Here is a 23,153-nt window from a genome sequence, read left to right as displayed (position 1 = left end):
ACGCCCAGCAGCATCCAAATTTTTGGCTAGGCGTTTTCCCAGATCGTCCGTACCGAACAGATCACGATCCCGCAACAGACCAAGTGCCGGGAGCGCCATCCAGGGGGCATGATTGCCGTTTCTTTCGGGGAGCAAATCCCACTCGGCAAGGAAACTCGCGCAGCTTTCCAACGAGAGCAAGGCATCGACTCCCGGCTCAGAAATCAGAACCTGCAATAACTGCCGATGTATGTCTGGGCTGTTTGGAAAGCGAGATGTCAAATGACGACCCGCGTCCTCAAGTAACAATCTTGCGAGATCCCGTACCTGGGGACGGGCATAGTGTCCAAGGGTATGCACACCGGCGTTATAGCCCATCGCCAAAGCAAGCGTGCGAGGGTGGTTTCCACGATCATTTCGCCATTGAGCAGCGACGTGCAGATCATCGGCAAAGGCTATGATAGGACTAAGACTGACCAGCCTAGCTGCCAACTCCAGATCTGCGGTCGTTTCCCCGAAACCGGCCAGCGCGATCGAGAAATCCGGAGCTGCTCTCACAAAGTTTTGATCGTTTGCCAGCTCTCGAAAAAGCACCTTGACATCTAACTGCGGGAGCCCTTCACAGGCAAAATCGTTCTCAGCATCGATCCGCGACACGACCCATCGAGCAATAGCAATCGCGACATATTCCGGAGCATTCATATTGACCTCAGATCAATCGGTCTTTTCGCACGGAAAACAAAACCAGTCCGTCAGAGGGTTCCCAGGCCAGACCAAGACTTATTGCCAGGTTCTTGAAAGCCTCTCGATTTGCCCTCAAGTCCGCATCCTCATCTAAAGGACTGTAACCATGCTTCCTCAACACGGAATGATCTGAAGGCAAAAGCCCAAAAACCAGGCGCCAACGATAGGCCAAGCGTTCCGCCACTTCGTCAATCGTGCAAATCTCTCCGTCCTCGATTACGCTCATTAGCAAAACGCGCATCGTATCAGGCTGGGGCCGAAAATATTTTTGCGACCCACCACTCCGAGGTTGTGCCCACCCGATTTGCACAGAAAAATCCCGGAAGTGTTCCTCCAAGTGTTTTGTAACGGACGTCGCCGCCAACTCGTAAACACCAATATCCGCATCTAGGACTCGTGATTCCGGCTGATCCATCCAAAATTTGAGACTACGGCCGAAAAGCCCGAGGTGACGCGAATAGCAAGCAGCAGACTGAACCCTTAATCGAGGCTTTGTATCACCCGCAAAATCGCAGAACAAGATGCTTTCCTCACACCCAGGAATGTGTCGCACTTGGTACGCGAGTAACCAGCTTCCAATACCAAGCATAAGATTTCTCAGCGCGTAGATGGACCGCGATTTTTTTAAATGCTCGGCAAGGGTTTTCAAAACCTCTGTTTGAGGCAACATAAGATCACTGACGGAAGCCAAAAAGGAGAGCGGTGGTTCGCCGCAAAGTTCAGATAAATCGGAATCGAGCGTTTGCTCTTCATTTTCAACCAGCGGATTTCCAACAAAACTTGCTGATGTCTCCGACTGATTGACAATGTCAGCCGCAATTGCCAAGAAATCTCGTCCAGCGTCGCTCTGCTGCAAAACTATTACGATGAAGGCGCCCGCATATCCATGATTCTTCGACTGATTGGCGAGATAACATAGAGATGGGGTGCTGTAATCTACTCCGTGCGTGGAGTGCGGAGAAAATGCGGCGCCAGCAGCTCCGTCATTGTTCAATGCTGCATTTAAATGTTGACGCAATAACTTGAAATCTTGCAACGAAACATCTTTCGCAAGCAAATCAAGTTCACCTTCGATTAGTTCAGAATATAAGTTTTCTGAAACATATATATCACCAGGTTTCTTTTCGGCGACCTTTGGATTAATAAAGATATTGAGCCATCTGAGCTGACGATATTTTCCAGTCAAGGCCAATAGAAAACTCGTCGCTAAATGAACCGGCTTCATTCTGTAAGGCTTGTAACCCAACGCCGCCCGCTGGAGTTGATCAATTCTGCCGCTCTTGGTCGGCGAAATCTTCTTCTCAGCCATTGCAAGACACCCGCCGATACTGATTGGCCTCCGAATTAAGCTCAACCTCCAGGAGCTCCTTACGTTCCAAATGCGCAGAAAGAACACGAGAATCGGATTCAGTCTCCACCGAATTTAGAGCTTCCATAAACGCATCCAAGCGGAAGGCTTCGCTCTCAGGCAAGAGCTTTCTTGGCAACCCCCTTCGTAAACGTTGCAAGATGCAAAAAAGGGGGAAATCAATTTTTAATCTTGCCATGAACTCATTTCCTGTTTTGCATGCCAAAACAAGGTGATCTGGTTCATATTCAGGAAACGCTTCGGCCACCATTGGGGGAATTTGCGGTTGCAGTAATTCCAGGCGCATAACTGGAATAAAACGATGCGCAAGGAATGATCGGCTCGGCTTTTCGTGAAAACGATGACCATTCCAGAGGTAAAGATTATCCTCACAACCAGGAAACTCCTGAACGCAGAATGCTCGATTAAGCCCGTGAACCAACTGCCTTTTCACCTGAAGATTCGAGCTAACGGAACTGCGCAAAACTTTCTGAAACTCAGCGACGTCCGAATCTTCCAAGGAAAAACAGGCATCACCGGAATCATGCTCGAAATAGAAACTTCTCTTCAGTGCCTGGAACACCTTTCGATCTGGCCGATCGGCTACATTGATGACTGGAGGTCCAAAATTCCAGCCTTCAAGCGTTGTCTCATGTCGGTCCTCTAGCAGCGAATCCCAGATGGGATGACTATATCGAGCTGGATCACAAAATTGTAGCGCCTGCCCCAAAGTAAAGCGCGCGTCGCTAGAGAACAAAACTTCGGTGTAGCGATATTCGAGATTTGAGCCTAAAGGTTCTTTCAAATCACCCCGATAGCCGAGAACCAGGCGTGCGAGCAATATCCATAGCTCCCGCATTGTGACACGCACGCCGATATTCACAAGTCGCTGAAAAAGCGCCATCAATCTTCGTTTAACGACAGGGTCGGCGAGCCGCGTCTTGTTATACTCGAGGCTTGATGTTTCGGTAATCCACTGATCCATCAATATTCGGTCCAACATTTCCGCTGAGATCGCCGGATTCAAAGGGTTCCTCAGGCTAAGATCAACAACGAACAGCGGCGGTGTCGCTTCTTCGACCAAAGAATTTTCACCATAAATCAGCGGCCGCTGGCTTTGACGCGCCAATTCTGCGGCTAACTCAGGAAGATGAGCTTTGGCCGCGATCCGCAGCAAATGCAACGGATACTCGTTGATGGCGATGCAAAACGGACGACCGTCGCGTTCGGCGTCACGCCACCGCTCGATAACCGGCTCAATCTGATTGCGACGCATGCAGGCGGTCGCATCTTCCACCACGACCGCGCCCGCTTTTTTCAGCCGTGGTGCTAGCTTGCGCAGGATATGGGTCTTACCATCGCCAGCATTGCCGGTCAGAAACAGGCTTCGCCCGTCAGCCACTTGCGCGGCCACAAAGGATTCGATCGCGAAGTCGATATGCAGCTTGTCGAGTTCTTGGAGCGTCAGGGCATCCGAGACGGTCTTGGGACCCGCTGCCGCGATTTGCAGCCAGAAATCTTGGCCGGACGCCGTTGACTGGGATGCTGGCGTTTGATCGGTTTCGCGATCGGGCTGAGACATCTCCGTTTCCTCCGGCGGGCGTATGACAGGTAGCCGATCTCCGAGTCGCCACGCCGATTGAACCAACAGGGCTGTGAGACTTTCGGAATGAGACAACCGCGATGACAGCCAGCGGTTCGTCCAATAACGGGCGATGGCTCGGGTCGCGCTTTGGAATCGCTCTGGTTCGAGGAGATAGTCGGGCAGCTGCGTTGGGCGCCCTGACAAGAACTCCTTGGACTGGGGAGCCAGACTGATGCCATAGATCAGCCGTCGCTGGTGGTGTGACATGAGCTCATCGGGCCGGAAGCCGAGCCGAGTCATGCCGGCGGTGAACAGCCGAAGCTTGGGGCTGGGACCCTCGCCGAAGATGCTGTTGATATCCTCAAATCCTTGCTGATGAAGCAGAAAGCGTTCGATTGCCGCTCGCGTCTCATCTAGAAATTGCATGGTGCCATAGCCGCTGGTCATGCCAAGACGCCGGAAACGCAATTCATCTTGTTGCTCGCTGATGACGCAGGCGGGGAGCCGCACCCGCTCATATTGGCTACTGCCGTGGGCATACAAGCTGGTTGTCGCCAGATAAACCAGGGTCGCGTCACGCTGCACCGGGGCGTTTTTTAGTTGCGAGGCGATGATGGATGGCCCGGCATATTGGCGGCGGTAGTCGGCGGCAATCCGCGGGGAGAACAACAGCAGTGCCGCGAGCTTGCCGCCAAGCATCAGGTTGTAAGGAGGGATAGCACCGCAAGTGCTGACCTCCAGGATATTGATACCAGCATAGCGGCTCTTGAGGGAGTCGAGCACTGTTTGCAACGCGACCAAGATCTCCTCGCGCTCGATGATCGCGGGAAGTCGGCGTGGATCCGTCAGTTCGGCTCGATACCTGCGCAGCGTCTGCCGGGCTTGGAGCAGTTCGGCCAGCAAGGTGGCCCGCTTACGCGCGACCAGGAAACGACGCGCCTGCTGCATTCTGGGATTTCCCGACGGTTTCGGCTCAAGGTCGAGCACCGCGTCGCTGACCGGGGGATAGCCGCGGGCGTCTTCAACGGATGCGGCGGTTGCCGGATGATGCCCATTGGCTTTTTCCACCTTGAGTTGGCGCAGGGTTTGATCGCGCCAATGATCGAATTCTTGACCATGCCGCCTGAGCCGGGCGATCACCTCCGCGCTGGGTTCGGCGATCTCGTCGCTGGTAGCCAAAGCTTCCGTTTCGACATCCTGCAATGCATTGCTTAGGCAGGATTCAAGCCAGTTGAACTCTTCGGTGAGCTGATTGGCGTCAGTGATAGTCTTGAGGCGCGCGATCAGGACTGCGCGGCTCCAACCGAGTTCGGCTTCGCGGATCTCGCCCATTTGCAGGGCTGAATTATTCAGACCCAGCAACCCCATGACGGCATGACAGGGATGCGCGGCGTCGCGCACCAAGTAAAGCAGCTGTCGCCCTGGCGTGGCAAACTGCGGAATCGACCAGGTAAACCGAAAATAGCGCCAAATTTCCCGAAGATTCTGGCCGGTGACGGCATCCGTGGCGTCCTTGGTGACCAGTTGCAAGTAGGGTTGGATTGGCAGCTGCTCGAACGGCGTTGCATCATCCCATGTGGTTGTTGTTAGGCGCCCATGCAGTTCTGGACCTTCGGTAATCAGTTGGGTGATGGGCCGTTTTCCACTTTTGGCGCTAGGTTTTTCCATGCGCGCCACAAAGCTACGCACCGCGGGATCGCCAAGCTGTGCCTGCACCGCTGGGCGAAATAGGGCTCGCGTGCGGGCCTTTTCGTCACGAATCTGGGCCGGTGAGAGTCCGCCGATGCGTGGCGTTTGCATCGACAGTTCGATGCCGTAGCCCGATTCGCGTACCTGCCAACCGAGGCGATGCAGGTCGGCGAGAACGCGCACGGCGGCTTCGTAGGTGTCGAACGCGAACGTTGCGGAAGACAGGGCGTCCCGGGCCCAGCCGATCTCGTCAGCCAGTAGCGCTTCGCGCGCGCTTTCGTCCGCCGATTGCGTCCGCGCGAGGCAGCGGGAAAAGGCCAGAAAGCGCTCGGCGCAGGCGCCATCCAGTGGTGGGCGGATGGGTACGATCATTAAAATCGAGTGTCCTTGGCGATGAGGTCGGCAATAAGTTCAAGGTTGGTGAAGGCACGTCAGAGTTCGCAGTTCGGTAGCGTCCGCAGGATGAATTCGAGCGCATAATGTTTTAAATGTGACAGAAATGGCAAATAGTGCTCTAACGCTCGGTGAAAAAAATGCTATCCCACAGCACAAGCTCAATAATGGATCCAGACGCTCTGGGCCAAACCCTTGCCCAATACCTGCCTGGCATGATAGCGCGGAAAAAGGCACGCGACCACTCCACCCGTGTTGAGTGCACGTTGATCAAACTTCGGCAAGCGCCGAAGCTAGCGTCCTGAGATCTCTTAGTCCTGTGTCTCTATGACGAACCTCGCACCGGACCACTATGCCGAGCTGACCGAGCGCATGTGCTCCCACGTCAACGTCGGCAGCGGCCAAGACCTATCCATCCGCGAGCTGTCCGAGACCATCAAGCGCGTGACCGGCTACCAGGGCCAGATCCGCTTCGACGCCACCAAGCCCGACGGTCCACCGCGCAAATTGCTCGACGTCAGCCGTCTGCGCGGTCTCGGCTGGCAGGCGCGCATCGAGCTCGAGCAAGGGCTGGCACAAACCTATCAGTGGTTTGTCGAGAACCTGGAACAGGTTCGCGGGTGAGGGCTGGTCCGATTAAGATCGATGCCGCGACACCGGTCGAAAAGGCGCGAAAAGGCATTCCCGAGCCTGGTCATGAGCGAGATTGCGAAAGCCTTCCGAGTCCCTCGGCTTGTAACCCTTGTGCCCAAGGGTGCGTGGAAGGGGTTTGGTGTAAAAAACTTGCGCTGATAGGGGGGCTTTGGCGATCATCATGCGCAGGCTCCCCGTCCTTTGGATTTCCAGTGCCGCGATGACTTTGACACTCAACATCCCAGACCCCTTGCTCAGACGTCTTGAAACCCAGTGCGCGGACGTGCCGCGCAGGGTCCTGGAGGGGTTCGCCGCGGAAGCCTACCGCTCCGGGAGCCTCTCGCGTGCAGAGGTTGGTCAGCTACTCGAGCACGAGTCCCTTTGGGAGACCGAGGCATTTATTGCGAGTCATGATGTCTGGCCGAGCCCATCCGTTGGGGAAGCTGCGCGGGACATCGAGACATTGTCCACATCGCTCTGAACGTGACTGTTGTCAGCGATACTTCGGTACTTCGCTATCTTGTGACCCTGGATGCCGGCGCGTTTCTGCAAAAGCGCTTCGGGCGAATTCTGATGCCGCCCGAGGTGGCCGAAGAATGTCTTCACCCGTCTGCTCCGGGCAAACTGCGGACTTTCATTCAGGGCAGCCCGGATTGGCTGGACATTAAGATGGCGGAGCCGCTTGATGTTCCTGGGTTGGAGCGGCTTGATCACGGGGAGTCTGCGGCAATCCGGCTCGCGCTAGGACGGCAGGCCGATCTGCTCCTGATTGACGAGCGCATCGGCAGAAAAACCGCGCTTGGCGCCGGTCTGCGCGTGGCAGGCACGCTGGGCTTGCTTGCGGATGCGGCACAGCGCGGTTGGCTTGATTTCGATGAAGCCGTCTCTTGCTTGACTGCGCAAACGAACTTTCGCGTGTCACCGGAGGTGTTGCGAGCCGTCAGTCGCATGGTGCAAGGGCATCAGGGTTGTGCCTGGCATCCAACCTCAAGTTCTTGTCATTGATCATTATTCGACAACTTGTTTAAGCTTTGACAGCTTGCGAGGTTTTCGGCGTCAAGGGCGAAATGCCGGCAAGCTTCCGCCAAAGCGGTGCGCAGCCCCGGGGTGGGGCGCCGCACCCGCTGGGTCGGGTTTTGCGGTAGCATTTGGGGCGTTTAAGGGAACCACTTGCGATTATCAACAAAATGAAAACAGCTCTGATCACCGGTATTACCGGTCAAGATGGCGCCTATCTGGCGGAATTCCTGCTTGAGAAAGGCTACATGGTGCATGGCATCAAGCGACGCAGCTCGCTGTTCAACACCGACCGCATCGATCATCTCTATCAGGACCCGCATCAGACGGGCCGGCACTTTGTGCTGCACCACGGCGACATGACCGACAGCTCGAGCCTGATTCGCATCATGCAGCAGGTGCAGCCGGATGAAATCTACAACCTGGCAGCGCAAAGCCATGTGGCTGTCTCGTTCGAGGAGCCTGAATACACGGCCGATTCCGACGGTCTCGGCGCGCTGCGGCTGCTCGAGGCCATTCGTATCCTCGGGCTTGAGAAAAAGACCCGCTTCTATCAAGCATCCACCTCCGAGCTCTTCGGCAAGGTGCAGGAAGTCCCGCAGCGCGAGACCACGCCCTTCTATCCGCGCTCGCCCTATGCCGTGGCCAAGCTCTACGCTTACTGGATCACGGTGAACTATCGCGAGGCCTATGGGCTCTATGCCTGTAATGGCATTTTGTTCAACCACGAAAGCCCGATCCGCGGTGAGACCTTCGTCACCCGCAAAATCACCCGCGGGCTCGCGCGGATCAAGCTCGGCCTGCAGGAGCGGATTTACTTGGGCAACATGGACGCCAAGCGCGACTGGGGCCACGCCAAGGATTATGTGCGCATGCAATGGATGATGTTGCAGCAGGACCAGCCAGAAGATTTCGTCATCGCCACCGGCAAGCAATTTTCGGTGCGGGAGTTCGTTGAAATCGCCGCCCGAGAGATCGGTATCGACATCCGCTGGGAAGGAAAGGGCGTCGACGAGAAAGGCTTCGATGAAAAAACCGGCGCTTGTCTGGTCGAGGTCGATCCGCGCTACTTCCGCCCGGCCGAGGTCGAGACCCTGCTCGGCGACCCGAGCAAAGCCAAACAGAAGCTTGGCTGGGAGCCCGAGATCAGCTTCGCGCAGCTTGTGGCCGAGATGATGCGCGAGGACTTGAAGGAAGCCGAGCGCGATGCCTTATGCAATCGCGAGGGATATACCGTGCTTCAGCACAATGAATAGATTGCATCCGAGAATAGCTTTCATCAGGTAATAGCTGACATCAGGAGCCCCCATGCCACGAATTGCCCACAGCCTCCGTCAAGTCTGCGCAATTGCACTCGGCAGCCAGTTCCTCATGCTGTCCGCGTCGGCCTTTGCCGCGAACACGCCCGCCGCTTGCGCCGACAGCTGCCTGCTAGACACCACAACTGAAGCTGGTACTTGCACGCTGTGGGATGCCACGACCCAGGGGTGGGTTGAAGCACCAGAGGAAGGCGTCGGGCACATGCACAACCGTGCTCGCGCCTATTTGCCCTGGCTACGCGAAAAAATGATGCCAGCAGGCGGTGTGATGAGCGCCATTTTCGCCGATGCAAGTTACCAGGACGTTTGGAGCTACGGTGGCGTGCGCGATTCGGCGATCTGGACCGGGTCCTATCTCGCTTCTGAGGCACTGCGCTTGATGACCACGGGCGCCGACGACGCCTTCGAGCAGGTGCTGACGACCACCGAAACGCTGCATCGCTGGTGGAACATTCCGGGCGATCCCGGGTATCTGGCGCGTTTCGCCGCGCCCTCCGACAGCCCGCCCGTGGTTCTAAGCGCCCTGCCTCCGGATGATCCCGAGGTCTACATCGGCTCTCCGTTTGAAGACCAAACCTGGGACTGGCGCGGGAATGTCAGCCGCGATCAATATCAAGGCGTGCTCTTGGGCTACTCACTCGCCTACGAGGCGCTGAGTGCCTGGCAGGATGATCCTCAGCGCGGCGAGATGGCCCGTGCCGCCATGGAGAAGCTGCGCGCCGACAGCGTCGAATTTGCCGAGCAACTCATGCAGCGCGAGCGGCGTGATGTGGAAATCGTCTTCCCAAACTGGGATGTCCGTTTCAAGATGGCGCTTGAGAACGTCGTCTATCTGAACGCCGCCATGCCGGATGGCATCCCGAGGCTTGAGATCAATATCGCCACCGGGGAGGTAAGTGGAGAAGGCGTGCTGGTGTTCTGGCCAAATCCATCCGAGTATCTGCGCCAGCTTCCCGGTTTGCGCTGGCTGCCCGACATACCCCTACCGACCCAGGCGTTACAGCTTGGCGCCGCCTTTCGCATCGCACTGCAGATGTCAGCGGACAGTCCCGACTATGCGGCAAGACACCAGGCACTGGTCGACTATTATGCCGAAGAAGCGGATCAGTGGCTGGCAATCGCCGCGCGCTGGCGCGATACCAACCGCTGCGGTGACGGCTACCATGGGCTCAATATCGGCTTCATGCCTGCCTATAGCTGGGCACGACTCGAAACAGACCCACAAAGACGCGAGAAATTGCAGCGTGACATCCTTGCCGAGCGGATGTGGCCCGCAGTGGCCAACGATAAGAATGTATTCTTTGCCTTTATCTATGCCTCCCAGGCACCAGAGGGCACTGAGCTTGATGCGGTCCTGAACGCACATGTTGCCCAACTCGCCGGCTTTCCCGTCGCACCGAACCAGGCCCACCCCGTCGATCTCTACGGGAGCTACCCCGAGAGTGCCCGCTGCCCCGGTTTGTCCGCCGAGGCGATCGATGTCTCTGAGCGCGTGCCAGCCAGATTTATGTGGGAGCGCCAGCCGTGGAAGCTGGAAGACCCCGGCTTGCCGAACGGACTCTATGGCGGTGTCGATTACCTATTGGCCTACTGGCTCGGTCGCTACTATGGCTTCATCGGCGAGGATGCACCCAATACCTGCTTACTCCCCAGACCTGAATAGGCCCTCAGGCGCGCGGTCCCCCCCGGCGGTCAATCGTTCAAGCAAAATCGCTAGCGCGAGCACCGCCGCCGCCAACCAGCCGATCACGCCATCGTAATCACCCGCCAGCCATGCCCAAGCGGAGTGATCCACGCCATCGGTCAGGCGCCGGCTGGTCTGGATCACGAACACCCAACCGGCATGCAGACCAATACCAAAGACGATGCTGCCGGTGCGCTCGCGCAGCAGGGCCAGCAGTACCCCGGCAAGCCAGAGCGCGAAAAGTGAATCCAGGTGATGCCAGTCGAATAGCCCGGTGAAGACGCTTCCGAGCATCCAGGCGATGCCAACCGCGTCAGCTGTCATGCCGTCCGGCAGCCCGTGCGGCTTCATGAAATGCACCAGCGCATAGAGCGCGGCGGACCATCCGGCGGCCTCAAGCAGGGTCCCGCGGCGGCGAATGGCGGCGAAAAGCGCGCCGCGAAAAAAGGTCTCCTCAACCAGCGCGATCAATAACCCGGCAACTAGCGCCCGCAGGGCGGTCCTGGCCAAATCCAGCACCCAGCCAGGCTCCCAGGTCTCGAAAATGCGCGCGCCGGTAATGAGCAGCAGGCCAACAATGGCGATCATCATCGCCACTCCGCTCAGCCAGCCAGCCAAGAGTTGCGAGCGCAGCCGCTCGGTCGGGACGGCAAATCCCAGATTGGAGCGATCAGCCAGTGCGAGCATGCGCAAAAAAGGCCAAAGGCCAAGCAGCATCAGCACCTGAGCCAAGCGGCCAAGCACTCGCGCAGGTTCTTCGTCGAGCACTCCGCTACCGAGCACAGGCACGGCGAGCAAGGCCGCGAGTACCAGCGAGGCGAACATGTAGCCAAAAAACAGAGCAGTTGGGTGCATGGGTGAGATGATGCCACGACGAACGGGATGAACTGAAAACGAAAACGCCCCCAGCAAGAGACTTGCAGGGGGCGTCAAGGGACAGCAGGCGCTGGTCAGCTCTAACCGACCAGCGCGCTACAGGCCGACAGAGGGGCGATTACATCATGCCCATGCCGCCCATGTCGCCCATCCCACCCATGCCGCCGCCCATGCCACCACCGGCAGGTGCATCGTCCTTGGGCTCCTCGGCCACCATGGCCTCGGTGGTGATCATCAGACCGGCGATGGAGCAGGCGTTCTGCAGCGCGGTGCGGGATACCTTGGTCGGGTCGAGAATACCCATGCTGACCAAATCGCCATACTCGCCGCTGGCGGCGTTGTAGCCATAATTGCCTTCGCCTTCGGCAACCTTCTGCAGCACGACAGAGGCTTCGGCGCCGGCGTTATGCACAATCTGGCGCAGCGGCTCTTCCATCGCGCGCAGGGCGATACCGACACCGACATCCTGGTCGTGGTTGGCACCCTTGAGACCACGCACGCCGTTGAGCGCGCGCACCAGTGCCACACCACCGCCGGGCACAATACCTTCCTCGACTGCCGCGCGGGTGGCGTGCAGAGCATCCTCGACGCGGGCTTTCTTTTCCTTCATCTCGACTTCAGTCGCGGCGCCCACTTTGATGACGGCCACACCGCCGGCCAGCTTGGCCAGACGTTCCTGAAGCTTCTCGCGGTCGTAGTCAGAGGTGGTCTCCTCGACCTGGGCGCGAATCTGCTCGCAGCGGCCCTTGATGTCGACCTCGGAGCCAGCGCCGTCGATGATGGTGGTCTCTTCCTTGCTGACCTGGATCTTCTTAGCCTGGCCGAGTTCGTTCAGGGTAGCCTTCTCAAGCGACAAACCGACTTCCTCGGAGATCACGGTGGCGCCGGTCAGGATGGCGATATCCTGCAACATGGCCTTGCGACGGTCACCGAAACCCGGAGCCTTGACGGCGCAAACCTTAATGATGCCGCGGATGGAGTTCACAACCAGAGTCGCGAGCGCTTCGCCTTCGATATCCTCGGCGACGATCATCAGCGGCTTGCCGGATTTGGCGACACCTTCAAGCACCGGCAGCAGATCGCGGATGTTGGAGATCTTCTTGTCGTGCAGCAGAATGTAGGGGTCTTCCAGCTCGGCGGTCTGGCTCTGCTGGTTATTGATGAAGTAGGGCGACAGATAGCCACGGTCGAACTGCATGCCTTCCACGACATCCAGCTCATTGTGCAGCGACTTGCCTTCTTCAACGGTGATGACGCCTTCCTTGCCAACCTTCTCCATCGCCTCGGCGATAATCTCGCCAATGCTGTCGTCGGAGTTGGCCGAGATAGTACCAACCTGGGCGATTTCCTTGTTATCGGAGCAAGGACGCGACAGGGCGCGCAACTGCTCGACGGCGCTCTCGACGGCTTTGTCCATACCGCGCTTCAGGTCCATCGGGTTCATGCCAGCGGCGACGGCCTTCAGGCCTTCGCGCACCATGGCCTGAGCCAGCACGGTAGCGGTCGTGGTGCCGTCACCGGCGACGTCGGAGGTCTGGGAAGCGACTTCCTTCACCATCTGTGCGCCCATGTTCTCGAACTTGTCTTTCAGTTCGATTTCCTTGGCCACAGAGACACCATCTTTGGTGACGGTGGGTGAGCCGAAGGACTTCTCCAGCACGACGTTGCGGCCTTTCGGGCCCAGGGTAACCTTGACGGCGTTGGCCAGGACATTGACGCCATCCATCATGCGCGCACGCGCATCAGATCCAAACTTAACTTCTTTTGCACTCATTGGAGTTTGCTCCCGTGATCTAAACTGGTCTCGCGACAGGGTGACGCGAACGAAATTGCTTGTGGGTCAGGGTGCGCGAAGGCTTAGCCCTCGATGACACCCATGATGTCTTCCTCGCGCATCACGAGAAGATCTTCGCCATCGACCTTGACCTCGGTGCCCGAGTACTTGCCGAACAGCACCTTGTCGCCGACCTTGACGTCGAGCGGGCGGGAGTCGCCGCTGTCCATGATCTTGCCGTTGCCAACAGCCATGACTTCGCCACGGATCGGCTTTTCGGCAGCGCTATCTGGAATGACGATGCCACCAGCGGTGGTGCGCTCTTCTTCCATGCGACGGATAACGACGCGGTCGTGCAAAGGACGGATATTCATTGTTTGAGTCCCCTCAATGTAGTGTGAGTGGTCGAGCGCCGGTCAGCCCGGCCTAGGGACGGGGTTGTTAGCACTCATCAGTAGCGAGTGCTAATAATAGTCCCGATGCTCGCACTGTCAAGGGGCAGAGACATCAAAAAATGCTGCGGGAATGCCAGGGACTCCCCCAAAATTCATGCACGTCGGCACGCAGGCGGGAAGACTGGGCTCGGCAAGCCGAAGGCTTAGATAGCGTCGAAACGCTCGAACTGCATGCTGAACTGGCCGCGGCCCTGGGTCAGGCTGCGCAATTCGGTGGCATAGCCGAGCAGACTCTCGAGTGCCACCGCGCATTGCACGCGCGCCTCGCGCTCGCCGCCACCGTCGCTCAGCACGGTGGCGCGAATCACCGCATGGCGCGCCTGCAGGTCACCGAGCACATGGCCAAGATTGTCTTCCGGCACCACGAGATCGACGCGCATCAGCGGATGCAGCACAACCGGAGCGGCCGCAGATAACCCCTTGCGCAGCGCCCGGGCCGCCGCCGCGCCCAAGGCCTCAGGGGTGCTGGCCTGACCGAAAAGATCGACCCGGTGCACACGGATGGCGACATCCTCAACCGGCGCGCCCTGCAGCGGGCCGCTGCTCAGGCTGAGCTGCAAACCCTCGCGCAAGGCGCGGCGCTGCTCCTCGCTCAATTCGTTACCCGCCGGGTGCACCTGCGGCTCATCAAGGATCTGCACGCCAGAGCCACGCTCCCCCGGTGTCAGAGTCAAGCCGATGCTGGCCTTGACTTCCGGGTGCTTGCCGTCCGGCGACGCCGGGCGCTGATAGCAATCCTCAACGCTGATCTCGACGCCGATGCTTTCGCGCAAAGCAACCGACGGGCGTCCGCTGCGCACGCGCAGATGGAATTCGCGTTCCAGTCGCTCGATCACAATCTGCAAATGCAGTTCGCCCATACCGCGCAGCAGCCGCTGGCCGGTTTCCGGGTCTTCCTCGACCTTGAGCGTCGGGTCTTCCTGCGCCACCTTGTCCAGTGCCTCGAGCAGTTTTTCCTCCTCGGCGCTGCTGGTCGGTTCTATGGCCAGACTCAGCACCGGCGTGCGGGTTTCAATACGCTCAAGGCTGAAGACATGCTCAGGGTCGCACAGGGTATCGCCGGTTGCCGCGTGGCGCAGCCCCGCGAGTAGCACGATCTGCCCGGGGCCGGCCTCGTCGAGCTTGGTCTTCTTGCCGGCGTCAATGTCGAAAATGCGCGCGACATGCTCCTTGACCACCTGTCCGTCGGCACCGATGAAGGCCACACTATCGCCGGGGCGCACGCGATTGCGATAAACGCGCGTGAAACAATGCCGCCGCCCATCCCACAGCTGGACTTTGAATACCAGCGCAGCCAGGGGTCCATCGCCGCCGATGGTGATGGACTCGGTTGCGGGCTGCGGGCTATCCGCCGCTGCTGCCTCAAAGCGCTGCGCCGTCATTGCTGGGCGATCCGTCGGCGCGGGCAGAAGATCCACCACGGCGTCGAGCAATGGCTGCACACCAAGATTGCGCAGCGCGCTGCCGCCAAAGCAGGGGAACAAGTCTCCGTTCAACACGCCCCGGCGCAGTGCTTTGAGCAGTGCTGCCGGCGCAACCGGCTCACCGGCCAGCACCGGCTCGGCCAGCGTGTCGTCGACCTCGGCAGCGGCCAGCAGCAGGGATTCGCGCAGCCCAGCGGCCTCGGACCAGAGCGCCTGCGGGCAGGGTGCACGCACCACCTCCTCGCCCTGCTCGCCATGGAACTCAAGCAGCTCCTGGCGGATCAGATCGATCACGGCATTGCGCTCAGGCAGCGGCAGGGTCACGGCGATCGGCTGCACGCCCAGGCGCTCGCCGATAGCGGCCATCGCTTGGGCGAAATCCGCGCCCGGGCGGTCCATTTTGTTGATAAAGAACAGCGTCGGCAGCTTGAAATGGCCACGCTGGCGCCACACGGTTTCTGTTTGCGGCTCGACCCCGCGCACGCCATCGAGCACCAGCACCAGGCCATCAAGGACTCGCATCGCGCGCTCCACCTCAATGGTAAAATCAACATGGCCCGGGGTGTCGATGATCTGCAGCAAATGCTCGCGCCACGGGGCGCGCGTTACTGCCGCGGTGATGGTGATGCCGTGCTGGCGCTCCTCAGCCATCCAATCCATGTGGGCGGCGCCTTCATGCACCTCACCAATTTTGTGCAGTGCACCGGTATAGAACAAAATGCGTTCGGTCAGGGTGGTCTTGCCGGCATCGACATGGGCGACAATACCGATATTGCGAACGTGCTGGAGTTTATGGGTATGATCTGTCACAACGGCACTCTGAGATCGAAAGCGGATCATCTGTCAGGATGCCCCGCATCATCCCGGCCCTGCAAGGCACAAATCAAGCTTGAAATCGGCAGGGGCATGGCCGCGGCCCCCATCGCCGCCAACTTTGCCGCCAATATTGGCGCGAGCATCCCTGCCATGCGTCTTAGAAAGATCCCTAGCCAAATCCCGACCATGATTCCTTCGTTGTTCGCATCCCTGATGCACCTTACCGTTCAACTCTTGATCCACACCGGGCAAAGACTGACCGCGATACTCCCGGCGGTTGCACTTGCCGCAATTGGACTCAGCGGCATCGGCGCTTCGGGCATCGCGCTAGCGTCAGAGCCATACCGGCTGGCAAGCTCGGACGACGACGTCATCGGCACGCCCTTCTACGTCAAGGCCGACGCACGCCAGACGCTGCTTGATATCGGGCGCCATCATGGGCTCGGTTTCGACGAGATGGAACAGGCCAACCCCAATGTCGACATGTGGGTGCCGAAGGATGGCGCGGATGTACTGATTCCTGCGCGCCATGTGCTGCCGGATGCGCCACGGCAGGGGCTGGTGCTGAACACCGCCGAGAAGCGACTGTATTACTTCCGCTCGCCTCAGGAAGTCGAAACTTTCTCGGTCGGTACCGGACGCGAAGGCTGGGAGACGCCGGTCGGTCAATACAGCATTGTCGAGAAGATCAAGGGTCCGACCTGGACGCCGCCGGCATCGATCCGCGCCGAGCATGCGGCCAAAGGTGATATTTTACCTGCCGTGGTTCCGGCCGGACCGGATAATCCGCTCGGTGCCTTCGCCATGCGGCTGAGCAATCGCAGTTATCTGATCCATGGCACCAACAAGCCCTGGGGAGTTGGCATGCCAGTCAGTCATGGCTGCACGCGCATGTTTCCGGAAGACATCGAATATCTGTTCAGTCAGATTCCGACCGGAACGCAGGTCACCATCGTGGATCAACCGTACAAGGTTGGCTGGCTCGGGGATCAGTTGTTCTTGGAGGCAAACGCTACCGAGAAACAGCAGGCCGACACGCGCGTGGAGGATCTGATACCAGAGTCCATCGCCAAGGCGCCGGGCGTGCTGGTGAACTGGGACGAGGTCAAACAGGTGAGGGATGAAAATACCGGCCTGCCCACCGTAGTGGGCGGCCGGCAAGAATCAGCCAGCTGGCATCACTTGGACATGATCTTCTGATACATGCGGTTGATGCGCTCTTCGTTAGCGTTGCAGCAGGCCTGGGCTGCATTGGCGGAGTCCATGGCGGCCTGAGCCATATCACGGGCTTCCTGATCGGTGGCACAGCCGCCGAGCATGGCACCGCCAAGAACGGCGGCGATGGACAAAGAGGCGAGTTTGGTTCGCTTGGTCATTAGCATATTCTCCATATAACTGTTGCCTTGTGGCGCGCCCGTTATACCACAGACTGAGAAAATTTCGAGTCCCACGCCTAAAGATTATCGCCCCAGACGACTCCGGACGGCAGCTTGCCCCACCTTCATGAGCGTTTGATATCACTGCCCTTGGAGGCCCAAAGGCCGCGCCCTCGTCTCTTGAATGTCTGCTCAAAAGCCTGGAAACCCCGACCCTCAATGAAGCAGTTTTACCCCAGCGCCCATGCCTCCGGCATCGCGGCAGACGTCAACCCGTTTCGCTGCCAGGGATTCGTGCGTGGCGGCACCATTGCCTGTCGTGACGGCAGTCGCCGCGCCATTCAATCGCTGCCGGCATTTCTGCGCGCCCTGCTGGTCACTGATGGCACGGTCACCAAGATCCTCGAGGCCTATTTCTGGGAGCCGGTCATGGTGGACACCCTATACCAGGAATTCCTCTCCGCCGAAGCGGAGATTCCCTGGGTAGCGATCAATGCAGGCGATCGCGCTCTGATGCGGCGCGTGCGTCTGCGCGGGGCCGACACAGGAAATGAGTATGCCCGCGCCGACTCGGTGATTCGCGCCGAGCGCGTGCCCGATCATTTTCGCCAACGCCTGATCGACCGTGAAATCGGCATCGGCGCGCTCATCCGCGACAGCGGACTGGAAAGCTACCGCGAGGTGATGGAGGTTGGTGTGAATCAGGCCCCTGTCCCAGCCGACACGGCTCAGGGTGTGTCAGGCGAGAGTCTGTTTCGGACCTATCGCATCATCATCGACGGCGAACCGGTGATCCTGATTACCGAAACCTTTCCGCTGGCGCTGTTTTGCTCGCCGGACCGCGCTCAAGGCGACCCCAACCGCGCGCACAGCTGATCAACCAGCGCACTGGCAGCTTGCTCCTTCGCCAGCTCACAGCCGAGGTCGGCGACTTGGGTGACCCGCAGCCCGCGATAACCGCAGGGATCGATGCGCGAAAAAGGCGCTAGGTCCATGGAGACATTGAGCGCAAGCCCGTGGTAGCTGCAGCCGCGGCGCACGCGCAGCCCCAAAGCGGCAATTTTTGCATCATCCACATAAACGCCGGGCGCGCCCGCCCTGGTGGTGGCATTGATGCCCTCGGCGGCGAGCGCTGCGATCACGGACTGCTCGAGCAGACTAACCAGTTGCCGCACGCCAAGTCCGCGCCGGCGCAGGTCGAGCAGCACATAGATCACCACCTGACCGGGACCGTGGTAGGTGACCTGACCGCCGCGATCGCTGTCGATGATGGGAATGGTCCCTGGGTTCAGCAGATGTTCGCGGCGGCCCGCCTGACCCAGGGTCAATACCGGGTCATGCTCCACCACCCAGAGCTCATCGCGGGTTTGCGCGTCGCGCGTGTCGGTGAATGCGCGCATTTGCTCGAAGGTCTCCTGGTAAGCGCAGCGCCCGCATTGGCGCACGACAGGAGCTTCTATCACAGCGCATAGACGATCGCTTCGTGCGCCGTCAGGTCGCGATAAATGGCGTCGAGCTGGGCTTTGCTTTGAGCCTCGATTTCCACGGTCACCGACAGCCATTTGCCATTGGGGCTGGGACGCTGACGCACCTGGTGCGGGGCCAGGTCTCCCGTGTGGGGTGTGAGAATTTCAACCACCAGGGTGGCGATATCGCGCTCGGCCAGCCCCATTGCCTTGATTGGAAACCGGCACGGGAACTCCAGCAGGGTATCGCTCGCAGTGGGCGCGCTGCTCGCGGTGGGAGTGGCGCTCGCCCCGGCCTTGCCGCGCTCAGCCATGGCCGTTCCCCGCCAGCTGCGCCTTGCACTCCTGATAGGCGGCATCAAGCCGGCGCCACATTGGCCCGACTCGACCGTCGCCAACAGGATTGCCATCGAGACGGGTGACCGGCAACAGCTCGCGCGTGGAACTGCAAATCCACATTTCATCAGCCGTGCGGCATGCAGCGACTGGTACCGGCTGCTCGGCAAGCGGCAGTCCCTCGCGTCTGGCAAGCTCAATGACAAATTCACGCGTAATACCCGAGAGCAGCTCGGGGCCCGTGGGTGGCGTGGTCAAGCGACCTTCGTGCACGACAAACAAATTGCTAATGGACCCCTCCACGACATGGCCGTCGCGCACCAGCAGTGCCTCCTCGGCGGACTCATCAGCCGCTTCCTGACGCAGCAGCACGGCCGCCACCAGAGAAACGGACTTGATGTCGCAACGCTGCCAGCGCGTATCCTCACGCAGTACCGCCGCGACACCGTACTCAGCAATATTTGGATCGCGCGGCGTCAGCGCTTTGGTCATGACAAAAACCGTCGGTGAGGTCTTTGCAGGGAACCGATGGTCGCGCACCGCCGGGGCACCGCGCGTGACCTGCAGGTAAATGGCTTGATCATTCGCCTCGTGCGCATCAAGCAGACGGGCAACAATGCCCTCCCAATCTGAGCGGGCCAGTGGATTGTCAAGACGAATGCCGGCCAGACTGCGCTCGAGTCGATCAAGATGCGCACCGAGTCGCAGCGGCTTGCGACCATACGCGGGAATCACCTCATAGACTCCGTCACCGAACAGAAACCCACGATCGAGCACCGGCACCCGCGCCTCGGCCAGCGGCAGGAATTCCCCGTTGAGATAGACCTGTGTCATCCCTGAAACCACAGCAGCACAGTATCGATAGCGCGCCGGATCAGCCCGCCTTTGGGAACCGCCTCCAGCGCGACCAGCGGCACCCGGCGCAGTTCTTCGTCGTTTAAGGTGATGACAATCTCGCCGATTTGATCACCTTTCTCAATGGGGGCGATGATCTCAGGCACTGCCTCGAGCTGCGTCACGACATTCTCGTAGCTGCCGCGCGGGATACTGATCGCGACATCGTGCGCCGGCCCGACGGGCAACTCCTGGGTCTCGCCCTTCCAGATGCGCAGGGTCTCGACCGGCTTGTCGCCGGGAAAGAGTTCGATGGTCTCAAAAAAGCGAAAGCCGTAGTTCAGCAGCGACAGGCTGTCACTCGCGCGCGCCTTGGTGCTTGCGGTCTTCATCACCACCGAGATCATGCGCTGGCTATCGCGCTTCGCCGAAGCCACCAGACAGTATCCCGCCTCGTCGGTGTGGCCGGTCTTGACACCATCGACGCTTGGGTCTTGGCGCAACAGGATATTGCGGTTGTACTGGCGGATATCGTTGTAGGTGAACTCCTGTTGCGAATACCAGCTGTAGTAGTCCGGATAATCCCGAATCATCGCCCGAGTCAGGATCGCGATGTCGCGCGGGGTGGTGTAGTGCGCGGGATTGGGCAGACCGGGAGCGTTGGTGAAACGCGAGCCTGTCATCCCAATGCGCGCGGCCTCGGCATTCATCATGTCGGCAAAGGCCGCCTCACTGCCGGCAACATGCTCGGCGAGAGCGACGCTCGCATCATTGCCGGACTGCACGATCATGCCCTGGAGCAAATCCTCCACCCGCACGCGCTTGCCAACTTCGACGAACATCTTCGACCCGCCGGTGCGCCAGGCCTTTTCGCTGATCAGCACATCGTCGTCGACGCTTAGGCGCCCCGCAGCCAGCTCTCCGAAGACCACATAGGCGGTCATGATTTTGGTAAGGCTGGCGGGCGCGAGCTGCTCGTCGGCATTCAGCTCGGCGAGGATTTTGCCGCTCTCGAAGTCCATCAGCACATAGCCGCCGGCATCGAGCTGGGGCGGCTCGGGCATGGCCTGGGGCGACGCGGACAATGGTTTTGCCACCAGAGCGCACAGCAGGAAAAAGGCTGGCACCAAGGCCAGACGCGGGAATCTTGCCAAAGAGAACATCACGCTATCCTTCCAGCTGAAAAAAGCGCGGCCGTGCGACCGCTGAATGCAAAAATTCTAACCGATTGGCGACCTTGAAGTGGAAGCCGGCGCGGGCTTGTCATCCGGGGAGCGCGCCTTGAGGGTCGCGCTCCTTCAACGGCGCGGCCCAGGCTGTGAAACTAGCCTGTGAAACTCTGGGCGCCAGATTCAGGACTCAAGAGACAAGAGACGACGGGCACAAGACTCAGGGACCGACAAAGATCCCCGGCTCCAGCCCCAGGCTGGCCAGCCGCTGCGCCATAGCCTCAGCTTCGGCACGGGAGCTAAGCGGCCCGACATGCACCTTGTAGGGCGCAACCTCAGCTTCTGCCCCGGGACGAATATTGACCGGACCAGGGACTTGCGCTAGCAACCGATGGCGAAGCTCCTCGGCATTGGCCAGTTGATCGAAGGCTCCGACCTGCAGGTAGAGATGATCGTTGGCGGCGAGGGCTGGGTCCTGAAACGGGCCGGCTGTCTTGTCAGGCTTGTCCGCAATCCTGCGTGCCTTCGGGGCCTGAACCTTGACAAACCCGCCATGATCGCGCGGATCGATCGAACGGACCTCCACCTTTGCTGTACCGGCGTCGACCACTCCAAGCTTTTTCGCCGCCGCGTAGGACAGATCGATGATGCGCCCGCCATGGAAGGGGCCGCGGTCATTGACGCGCACCACGGTACTGCGGTGATTCTCGAGATTGGTCACCTGCACATAGCTTGGCAGCGGCAGCGTCTTGTGCGCCGCGGTCATTTGATGCATGTCGTAGACCTCACCGCTTGAGGTACGGCGTCCGTGAAACTTGCTGCCATACCAGGATGCCTGGCCGCGCTCGACATAGCCCTTGCTGCTGGGCTTGGTGCTATAACGCCGTCCCATCACGACATAGGACGACATGTTGCCGTATTTGGACTTGGGCTCGACCCGTGGCACGGCATCGGGCGCCCCACCGATCTCCTCGCTGTCCGGGCGGGTCGCGGTGCCGCCGCAGCCCACAAGCAGGGAGATCAAGGCACCAGAGACCAGCCAGCGGTTGAAAAGACGCGCGTTCATGCTTGCTCCTTCCTGACAAACTACCTTCATTATAGCGGCAAACATCTTATCTTGATTGAGAATATTTGGCAGTTTGTATTGACATCAGAATCCCGAAGCCCGCCATGATGGTCACCAGGGAGGTTCCCCCGTAGCTGATCAAGGGCAGCGGCACCCCCACCACAGGGAGCAAGCCCACCACCATGCCAGTGTTGACGAACAGATAGGTGAAAAACACCATGGTGATGGCTCCAGCCAGCAAGCGCGCATAACTCGTCGGCGCATGCGCGGCAATGTAGAGCCCGCGGAAGATGATGAACAGATACACCAGCAGCACCACCAGAATACCCACCAGGCCGAACTCCTCGCCAAGCACCGCGAAAATAAAATCCGTCGAGCGTTCGGGCAGAAATTCCAGATGTGACTGGGTGCCGTGGAACCAGCCCTTGCCGTAGATCCCACCCGAGCCGATGGCAATCTGCGACTGAATGATGTGATAGCCGGAGCCAAGCGGATCGGACTGCGGGTCGAGAAATGTCAGCACCCGCTGGCGCTGGTAGTCGTGCATCAAATACCACAGCACCGGCGCCGCTCCCGCGGCCAGTGCCGCCAGCACCCCGATCAGCCGCCAGCTCAATCCGGCCATGAAGAGCACCATCACCGCCGCGCTGGTGACCATCAGTGCGGTGCCGAGGTCCGGCTGGCGGGCGATCAACAACACAGGAATGGCGGTCAGAACCACAGCCACCAATATCCGCGGCAGACTGGGCGGCAGCGTGGCGCCGGAGAAAAACCAGGCGAGCATCATGGGCACCGCCAGCTTGAGTAGCTCCGAGGGCTGAAACCTCACCACGCCAAGGTCGAGCCAGCGTTGCGCGCCCTTGCCGATCTCGCCGGTGATGGCTACCGCTACCAGCATGGCCACGCCAAACCCAAAGAGCGGCAGCGACCAGCGACGCAACTCGTCCGGATGGACCTGCGCGATCAGGGTCATGATCCCAAAGGCCAGGCCCAGCCTGATCATCTGGCGCTCGACCTGACCGGTGGACTGGTCCGTGGCGCTGAACAGAATCGCCAGCCCGCAACCGCAGAGCACCAGCACGCCAAGCAGCAACGGCAGATCGATATGCAAGCGCTCGAACAATCCGCGGTTCTGTGCGCTGCTCAGGCTGTCGGAGAGAGTGGCCATAA

Annotated in this window: 20 protein-coding genes; 7 read left to right on the top strand and 13 right to left on the bottom strand. The window is 59.6% G+C overall.

Annotated elements, in window-relative coordinates; genetic code table 11:
• Positions 1–688: 688 nt before the first annotated feature.
• Positions 689–2,032 (bottom strand): hypothetical protein, encoded by a 1,344-nt coding sequence (locus Thiosp_RS01190; protein ID WP_201069152.1) that lies wholly within the window; start codon positions 2,030–2,032, stop codon positions 689–691.
• The gene (locus tag Thiosp_RS01185; protein WP_201069153.1) at positions 2,025–5,717 is read right to left on the bottom strand and encodes a Druantia anti-phage system protein DruA; all 3,693 of its coding nucleotides are present in this window, start codon (positions 5,715–5,717) and stop codon (positions 2,025–2,027) included. Before Thiosp_RS01185 ends, Thiosp_RS01190 begins: the two co-directional genes overlap by 8 nt.
• Positions 5,718–6,065: 348 nt before the next feature.
• Here Thiosp_RS01185 and Thiosp_RS01180 point away from each other — a divergent pair, with 348 nt between their 5' ends.
• The 5 genes from Thiosp_RS01180 to Thiosp_RS01165 all read left to right on the top strand — a co-directional run bounded on the left by Thiosp_RS01180 (position 6,066) and on the right by Thiosp_RS01165 (position 10,370).
• Positions 6,066–6,362, top strand: coding sequence for a Rossmann-fold NAD(P)-binding domain-containing protein (locus Thiosp_RS01180; RefSeq protein WP_323696796.1), 297 nt, complete (start codon positions 6,066–6,068; stop codon positions 6,360–6,362).
• A 190-nt stretch (positions 6,363–6,552) separates the two neighbouring features.
• Positions 6,553–6,852 (top strand): UPF0175 family protein, encoded by a 300-nt coding sequence (locus Thiosp_RS24625; protein ID WP_407702757.1) that lies wholly within the window; start codon positions 6,553–6,555, stop codon positions 6,850–6,852.
• 2 nt (positions 6,853–6,854) lie between these two features.
• Complete coding sequence (locus tag Thiosp_RS01175) at positions 6,855–7,376, top strand: DUF3368 domain-containing protein (RefSeq protein ID WP_201069156.1); 522 nt, start codon at positions 6,855–6,857, stop codon at positions 7,374–7,376.
• Between the two features lie 182 nt (positions 7,377–7,558).
• Complete coding sequence (gmd, locus tag Thiosp_RS01170; protein WP_201069158.1) at positions 7,559–8,644, top strand: GDP-mannose 4,6-dehydratase; 1,086 nt, start codon at positions 7,559–7,561, stop codon at positions 8,642–8,644.
• Positions 8,645–8,696: 52 nt separating this feature from the next.
• Positions 8,697–10,370 carry a hypothetical protein gene (locus tag Thiosp_RS01165; protein WP_201069160.1) on the top strand — a complete coding sequence of 558 codons (1,674 nt, stop codon included), beginning with the start codon at positions 8,697–8,699 and terminating at the stop codon, positions 10,368–10,370.
• Here Thiosp_RS01165 and Thiosp_RS01160 read toward each other — a convergent pair.
• From Thiosp_RS01160 to Thiosp_RS01145, 4 genes are all read right to left on the bottom strand, one after another.
• The gene (locus Thiosp_RS01160) at positions 10,350–11,246 is read right to left on the bottom strand and encodes a CPBP family intramembrane glutamic endopeptidase (protein WP_201069162.1); all 897 of its coding nucleotides are present in this window, start codon (positions 11,244–11,246) and stop codon (positions 10,350–10,352) included. The genes Thiosp_RS01165 and Thiosp_RS01160 overlap by 21 nt on opposite strands.
• A 139-nt stretch (positions 11,247–11,385) precedes the next feature.
• Positions 11,386–13,041: a chaperonin GroEL gene (gene groL, locus Thiosp_RS01155; RefSeq protein ID WP_201069164.1), complete on the bottom strand. Its 1,656-nt coding sequence runs from the start codon at positions 13,039–13,041 to the stop codon at positions 11,386–11,388.
• Between the two features lie 83 nt (positions 13,042–13,124).
• Positions 13,125–13,415: a co-chaperone GroES gene (gene groES, locus Thiosp_RS01150; protein ID WP_009150142.1), complete on the bottom strand. Its 291-nt coding sequence runs from the start codon at positions 13,413–13,415 to the stop codon at positions 13,125–13,127.
• Between the two features lie 224 nt (positions 13,416–13,639).
• Positions 13,640–15,760: an elongation factor G gene (locus Thiosp_RS01145; protein WP_201069166.1), complete on the bottom strand. Its 2,121-nt coding sequence runs from the start codon at positions 15,758–15,760 to the stop codon at positions 13,640–13,642.
• Between Thiosp_RS01145 and Thiosp_RS01140 the strand changes: the two genes are divergently transcribed.
• Positions 15,674–16,936, top strand: a complete 1,263-nt coding sequence (locus Thiosp_RS01140; RefSeq protein WP_323696795.1) for a L,D-transpeptidase family protein — start codon at positions 15,674–15,676, stop codon at positions 16,934–16,936. The genes Thiosp_RS01145 and Thiosp_RS01140 overlap by 87 nt on opposite strands.
• Here Thiosp_RS01140 and Thiosp_RS01135 read toward each other — a convergent pair.
• The gene (locus Thiosp_RS01135; RefSeq protein WP_201069167.1) at positions 16,915–17,112 is read right to left on the bottom strand and encodes an alanine-zipper protein; all 198 of its coding nucleotides are present in this window, start codon (positions 17,110–17,112) and stop codon (positions 16,915–16,917) included. The genes Thiosp_RS01140 and Thiosp_RS01135 overlap by 22 nt on opposite strands.
• A gap of 219 nt (positions 17,113–17,331) precedes the next feature.
• Between Thiosp_RS01135 and Thiosp_RS01130 the strand changes: the two genes are divergently transcribed.
• Positions 17,332–17,988 carry a chorismate--pyruvate lyase family protein gene (locus tag Thiosp_RS01130; RefSeq protein ID WP_201069169.1) on the top strand — a complete coding sequence of 219 codons (657 nt, stop codon included), beginning with the start codon at positions 17,332–17,334 and terminating at the stop codon, positions 17,986–17,988.
• Here Thiosp_RS01130 and lipB read toward each other — a convergent pair.
• From lipB to rodA, 6 genes are all read right to left on the bottom strand, one after another.
• On the bottom strand, positions 17,958–18,512 hold the full coding sequence (gene lipB, locus Thiosp_RS01125) for a lipoyl(octanoyl) transferase LipB (RefSeq protein ID WP_242519003.1): 555 nt from the start codon (positions 18,510–18,512) through the stop codon (positions 17,958–17,960). The two genes, Thiosp_RS01130 and lipB, sit on opposite strands and share 31 nt — an antisense overlap.
• Before the next feature lie 59 nt (positions 18,513–18,571).
• Positions 18,572–18,892, bottom strand: coding sequence for a YbeD family protein (locus Thiosp_RS01120; protein WP_201069173.1), 321 nt, complete (start codon positions 18,890–18,892; stop codon positions 18,572–18,574).
• A complete protein-coding gene (locus Thiosp_RS01115; RefSeq protein ID WP_201069174.1) occupies positions 18,885–19,748 on the bottom strand; it encodes an aminotransferase class IV in 864 nt (287 codons plus the stop codon). Before Thiosp_RS01115 ends, Thiosp_RS01120 begins: the two co-directional genes overlap by 8 nt.
• Positions 19,745–20,911: a D-alanyl-D-alanine carboxypeptidase family protein gene (locus Thiosp_RS01110; protein ID WP_201069176.1), complete on the bottom strand. Its 1,167-nt coding sequence runs from the start codon at positions 20,909–20,911 to the stop codon at positions 19,745–19,747. Before Thiosp_RS01110 ends, Thiosp_RS01115 begins: the two co-directional genes overlap by 4 nt.
• A 226-nt stretch (positions 20,912–21,137) precedes the next feature.
• On the bottom strand, positions 21,138–21,983 hold the full coding sequence (locus Thiosp_RS01105; RefSeq protein ID WP_201069177.1) for a septal ring lytic transglycosylase RlpA family protein: 846 nt from the start codon (positions 21,981–21,983) through the stop codon (positions 21,138–21,140).
• Between the two features lie 46 nt (positions 21,984–22,029).
• Positions 22,030–23,151 carry a rod shape-determining protein RodA gene (rodA, locus tag Thiosp_RS01100; RefSeq protein ID WP_201069179.1) on the bottom strand — a complete coding sequence of 374 codons (1,122 nt, stop codon included), beginning with the start codon at positions 23,149–23,151 and terminating at the stop codon, positions 22,030–22,032.
• Positions 23,152–23,153 lie beyond the last annotated feature (2 nt).

It is taken from the genome of Thiorhodovibrio litoralis, assembly GCF_033954455.1.
Taxonomy (GTDB): domain Bacteria; phylum Pseudomonadota; class Gammaproteobacteria; order Chromatiales; family Chromatiaceae; genus Thiorhodovibrio; species Thiorhodovibrio litoralis.
This window is presented reverse-complemented; position numbering and strand designations above follow the sequence as displayed.

What these genes read in the sequence shown, in the direction of transcription:
- Thiosp_RS01190 (WP_201069152.1), bottom strand. Translation starts at nt 2,032, where the DNA reads ATGGCTGAGAAGAAGATTTCGCCGACCAAGAGCGGCAGAATTGATCAA.
- Thiosp_RS01185 (WP_201069153.1), bottom strand. Translation starts at nt 5,717, where the DNA reads ATGATCGTACCCATCCGCCCACCACTGGATGGCGCCTGCGCCGAGCGC.
- Thiosp_RS01180 (WP_323696796.1), top strand. Translation starts at nt 6,066, where the DNA reads ATGACGAACCTCGCACCGGACCACTATGCCGAGCTGACCGAGCGCATG.
- Thiosp_RS24625 (WP_407702757.1), top strand. Translation starts at nt 6,553, where the DNA reads ATGCGCAGGCTCCCCGTCCTTTGGATTTCCAGTGCCGCGATGACTTTG.
- gmd (WP_201069158.1), top strand. Translation starts at nt 7,559, where the DNA reads ATGAAAACAGCTCTGATCACCGGTATTACCGGTCAAGATGGCGCCTAT.
- Thiosp_RS01165 (WP_201069160.1), top strand. Translation starts at nt 8,697, where the DNA reads ATGCCACGAATTGCCCACAGCCTCCGTCAAGTCTGCGCAATTGCACTC.
- Thiosp_RS01160 (WP_201069162.1), bottom strand. Translation starts at nt 11,246, where the DNA reads ATGCACCCAACTGCTCTGTTTTTTGGCTACATGTTCGCCTCGCTGGTA.
- groL (WP_201069164.1), bottom strand. Translation starts at nt 13,041, where the DNA reads ATGAGTGCAAAAGAAGTTAAGTTTGGATCTGATGCGCGTGCGCGCATG.
- groES (WP_009150142.1), bottom strand. Translation starts at nt 13,415, where the DNA reads ATGAATATCCGTCCTTTGCACGACCGCGTCGTTATCCGTCGCATGGAA.
- Thiosp_RS01140 (WP_323696795.1), top strand. Translation starts at nt 15,674, where the DNA reads ATGGGCGACAATACCGATATTGCGAACGTGCTGGAGTTTATGGGTATG.
- Thiosp_RS01145 (WP_201069166.1), bottom strand. Translation starts at nt 15,760, where the DNA reads ATGATCCGCTTTCGATCTCAGAGTGCCGTTGTGACAGATCATACCCAT.
- Thiosp_RS01135 (WP_201069167.1), bottom strand. Translation starts at nt 17,112, where the DNA reads ATGACCAAGCGAACCAAACTCGCCTCTTTGTCCATCGCCGCCGTTCTT.
- Thiosp_RS01130 (WP_201069169.1), top strand. Translation starts at nt 17,332, where the DNA reads ATGAAGCAGTTTTACCCCAGCGCCCATGCCTCCGGCATCGCGGCAGAC.
- lipB (WP_242519003.1), bottom strand. Translation starts at nt 18,512, where the DNA reads ATGCGCGCATTCACCGACACGCGCGACGCGCAAACCCGCGATGAGCTC.
- Thiosp_RS01120 (WP_201069173.1), bottom strand. Translation starts at nt 18,892, where the DNA reads ATGGCTGAGCGCGGCAAGGCCGGGGCGAGCGCCACTCCCACCGCGAGC.
- Thiosp_RS01115 (WP_201069174.1), bottom strand. Translation starts at nt 19,748, where the DNA reads ATGACACAGGTCTATCTCAACGGGGAATTCCTGCCGCTGGCCGAGGCG.
- Thiosp_RS01110 (WP_201069176.1), bottom strand. Translation starts at nt 20,911, where the DNA reads ATGTTCTCTTTGGCAAGATTCCCGCGTCTGGCCTTGGTGCCAGCCTTT.
- Thiosp_RS01105 (WP_201069177.1), bottom strand. Translation starts at nt 21,983, where the DNA reads ATGAACGCGCGTCTTTTCAACCGCTGGCTGGTCTCTGGTGCCTTGATC.
- rodA (WP_201069179.1), bottom strand. Translation starts at nt 23,151, where the DNA reads ATGGCCACTCTCTCCGACAGCCTGAGCAGCGCACAGAACCGCGGATTG.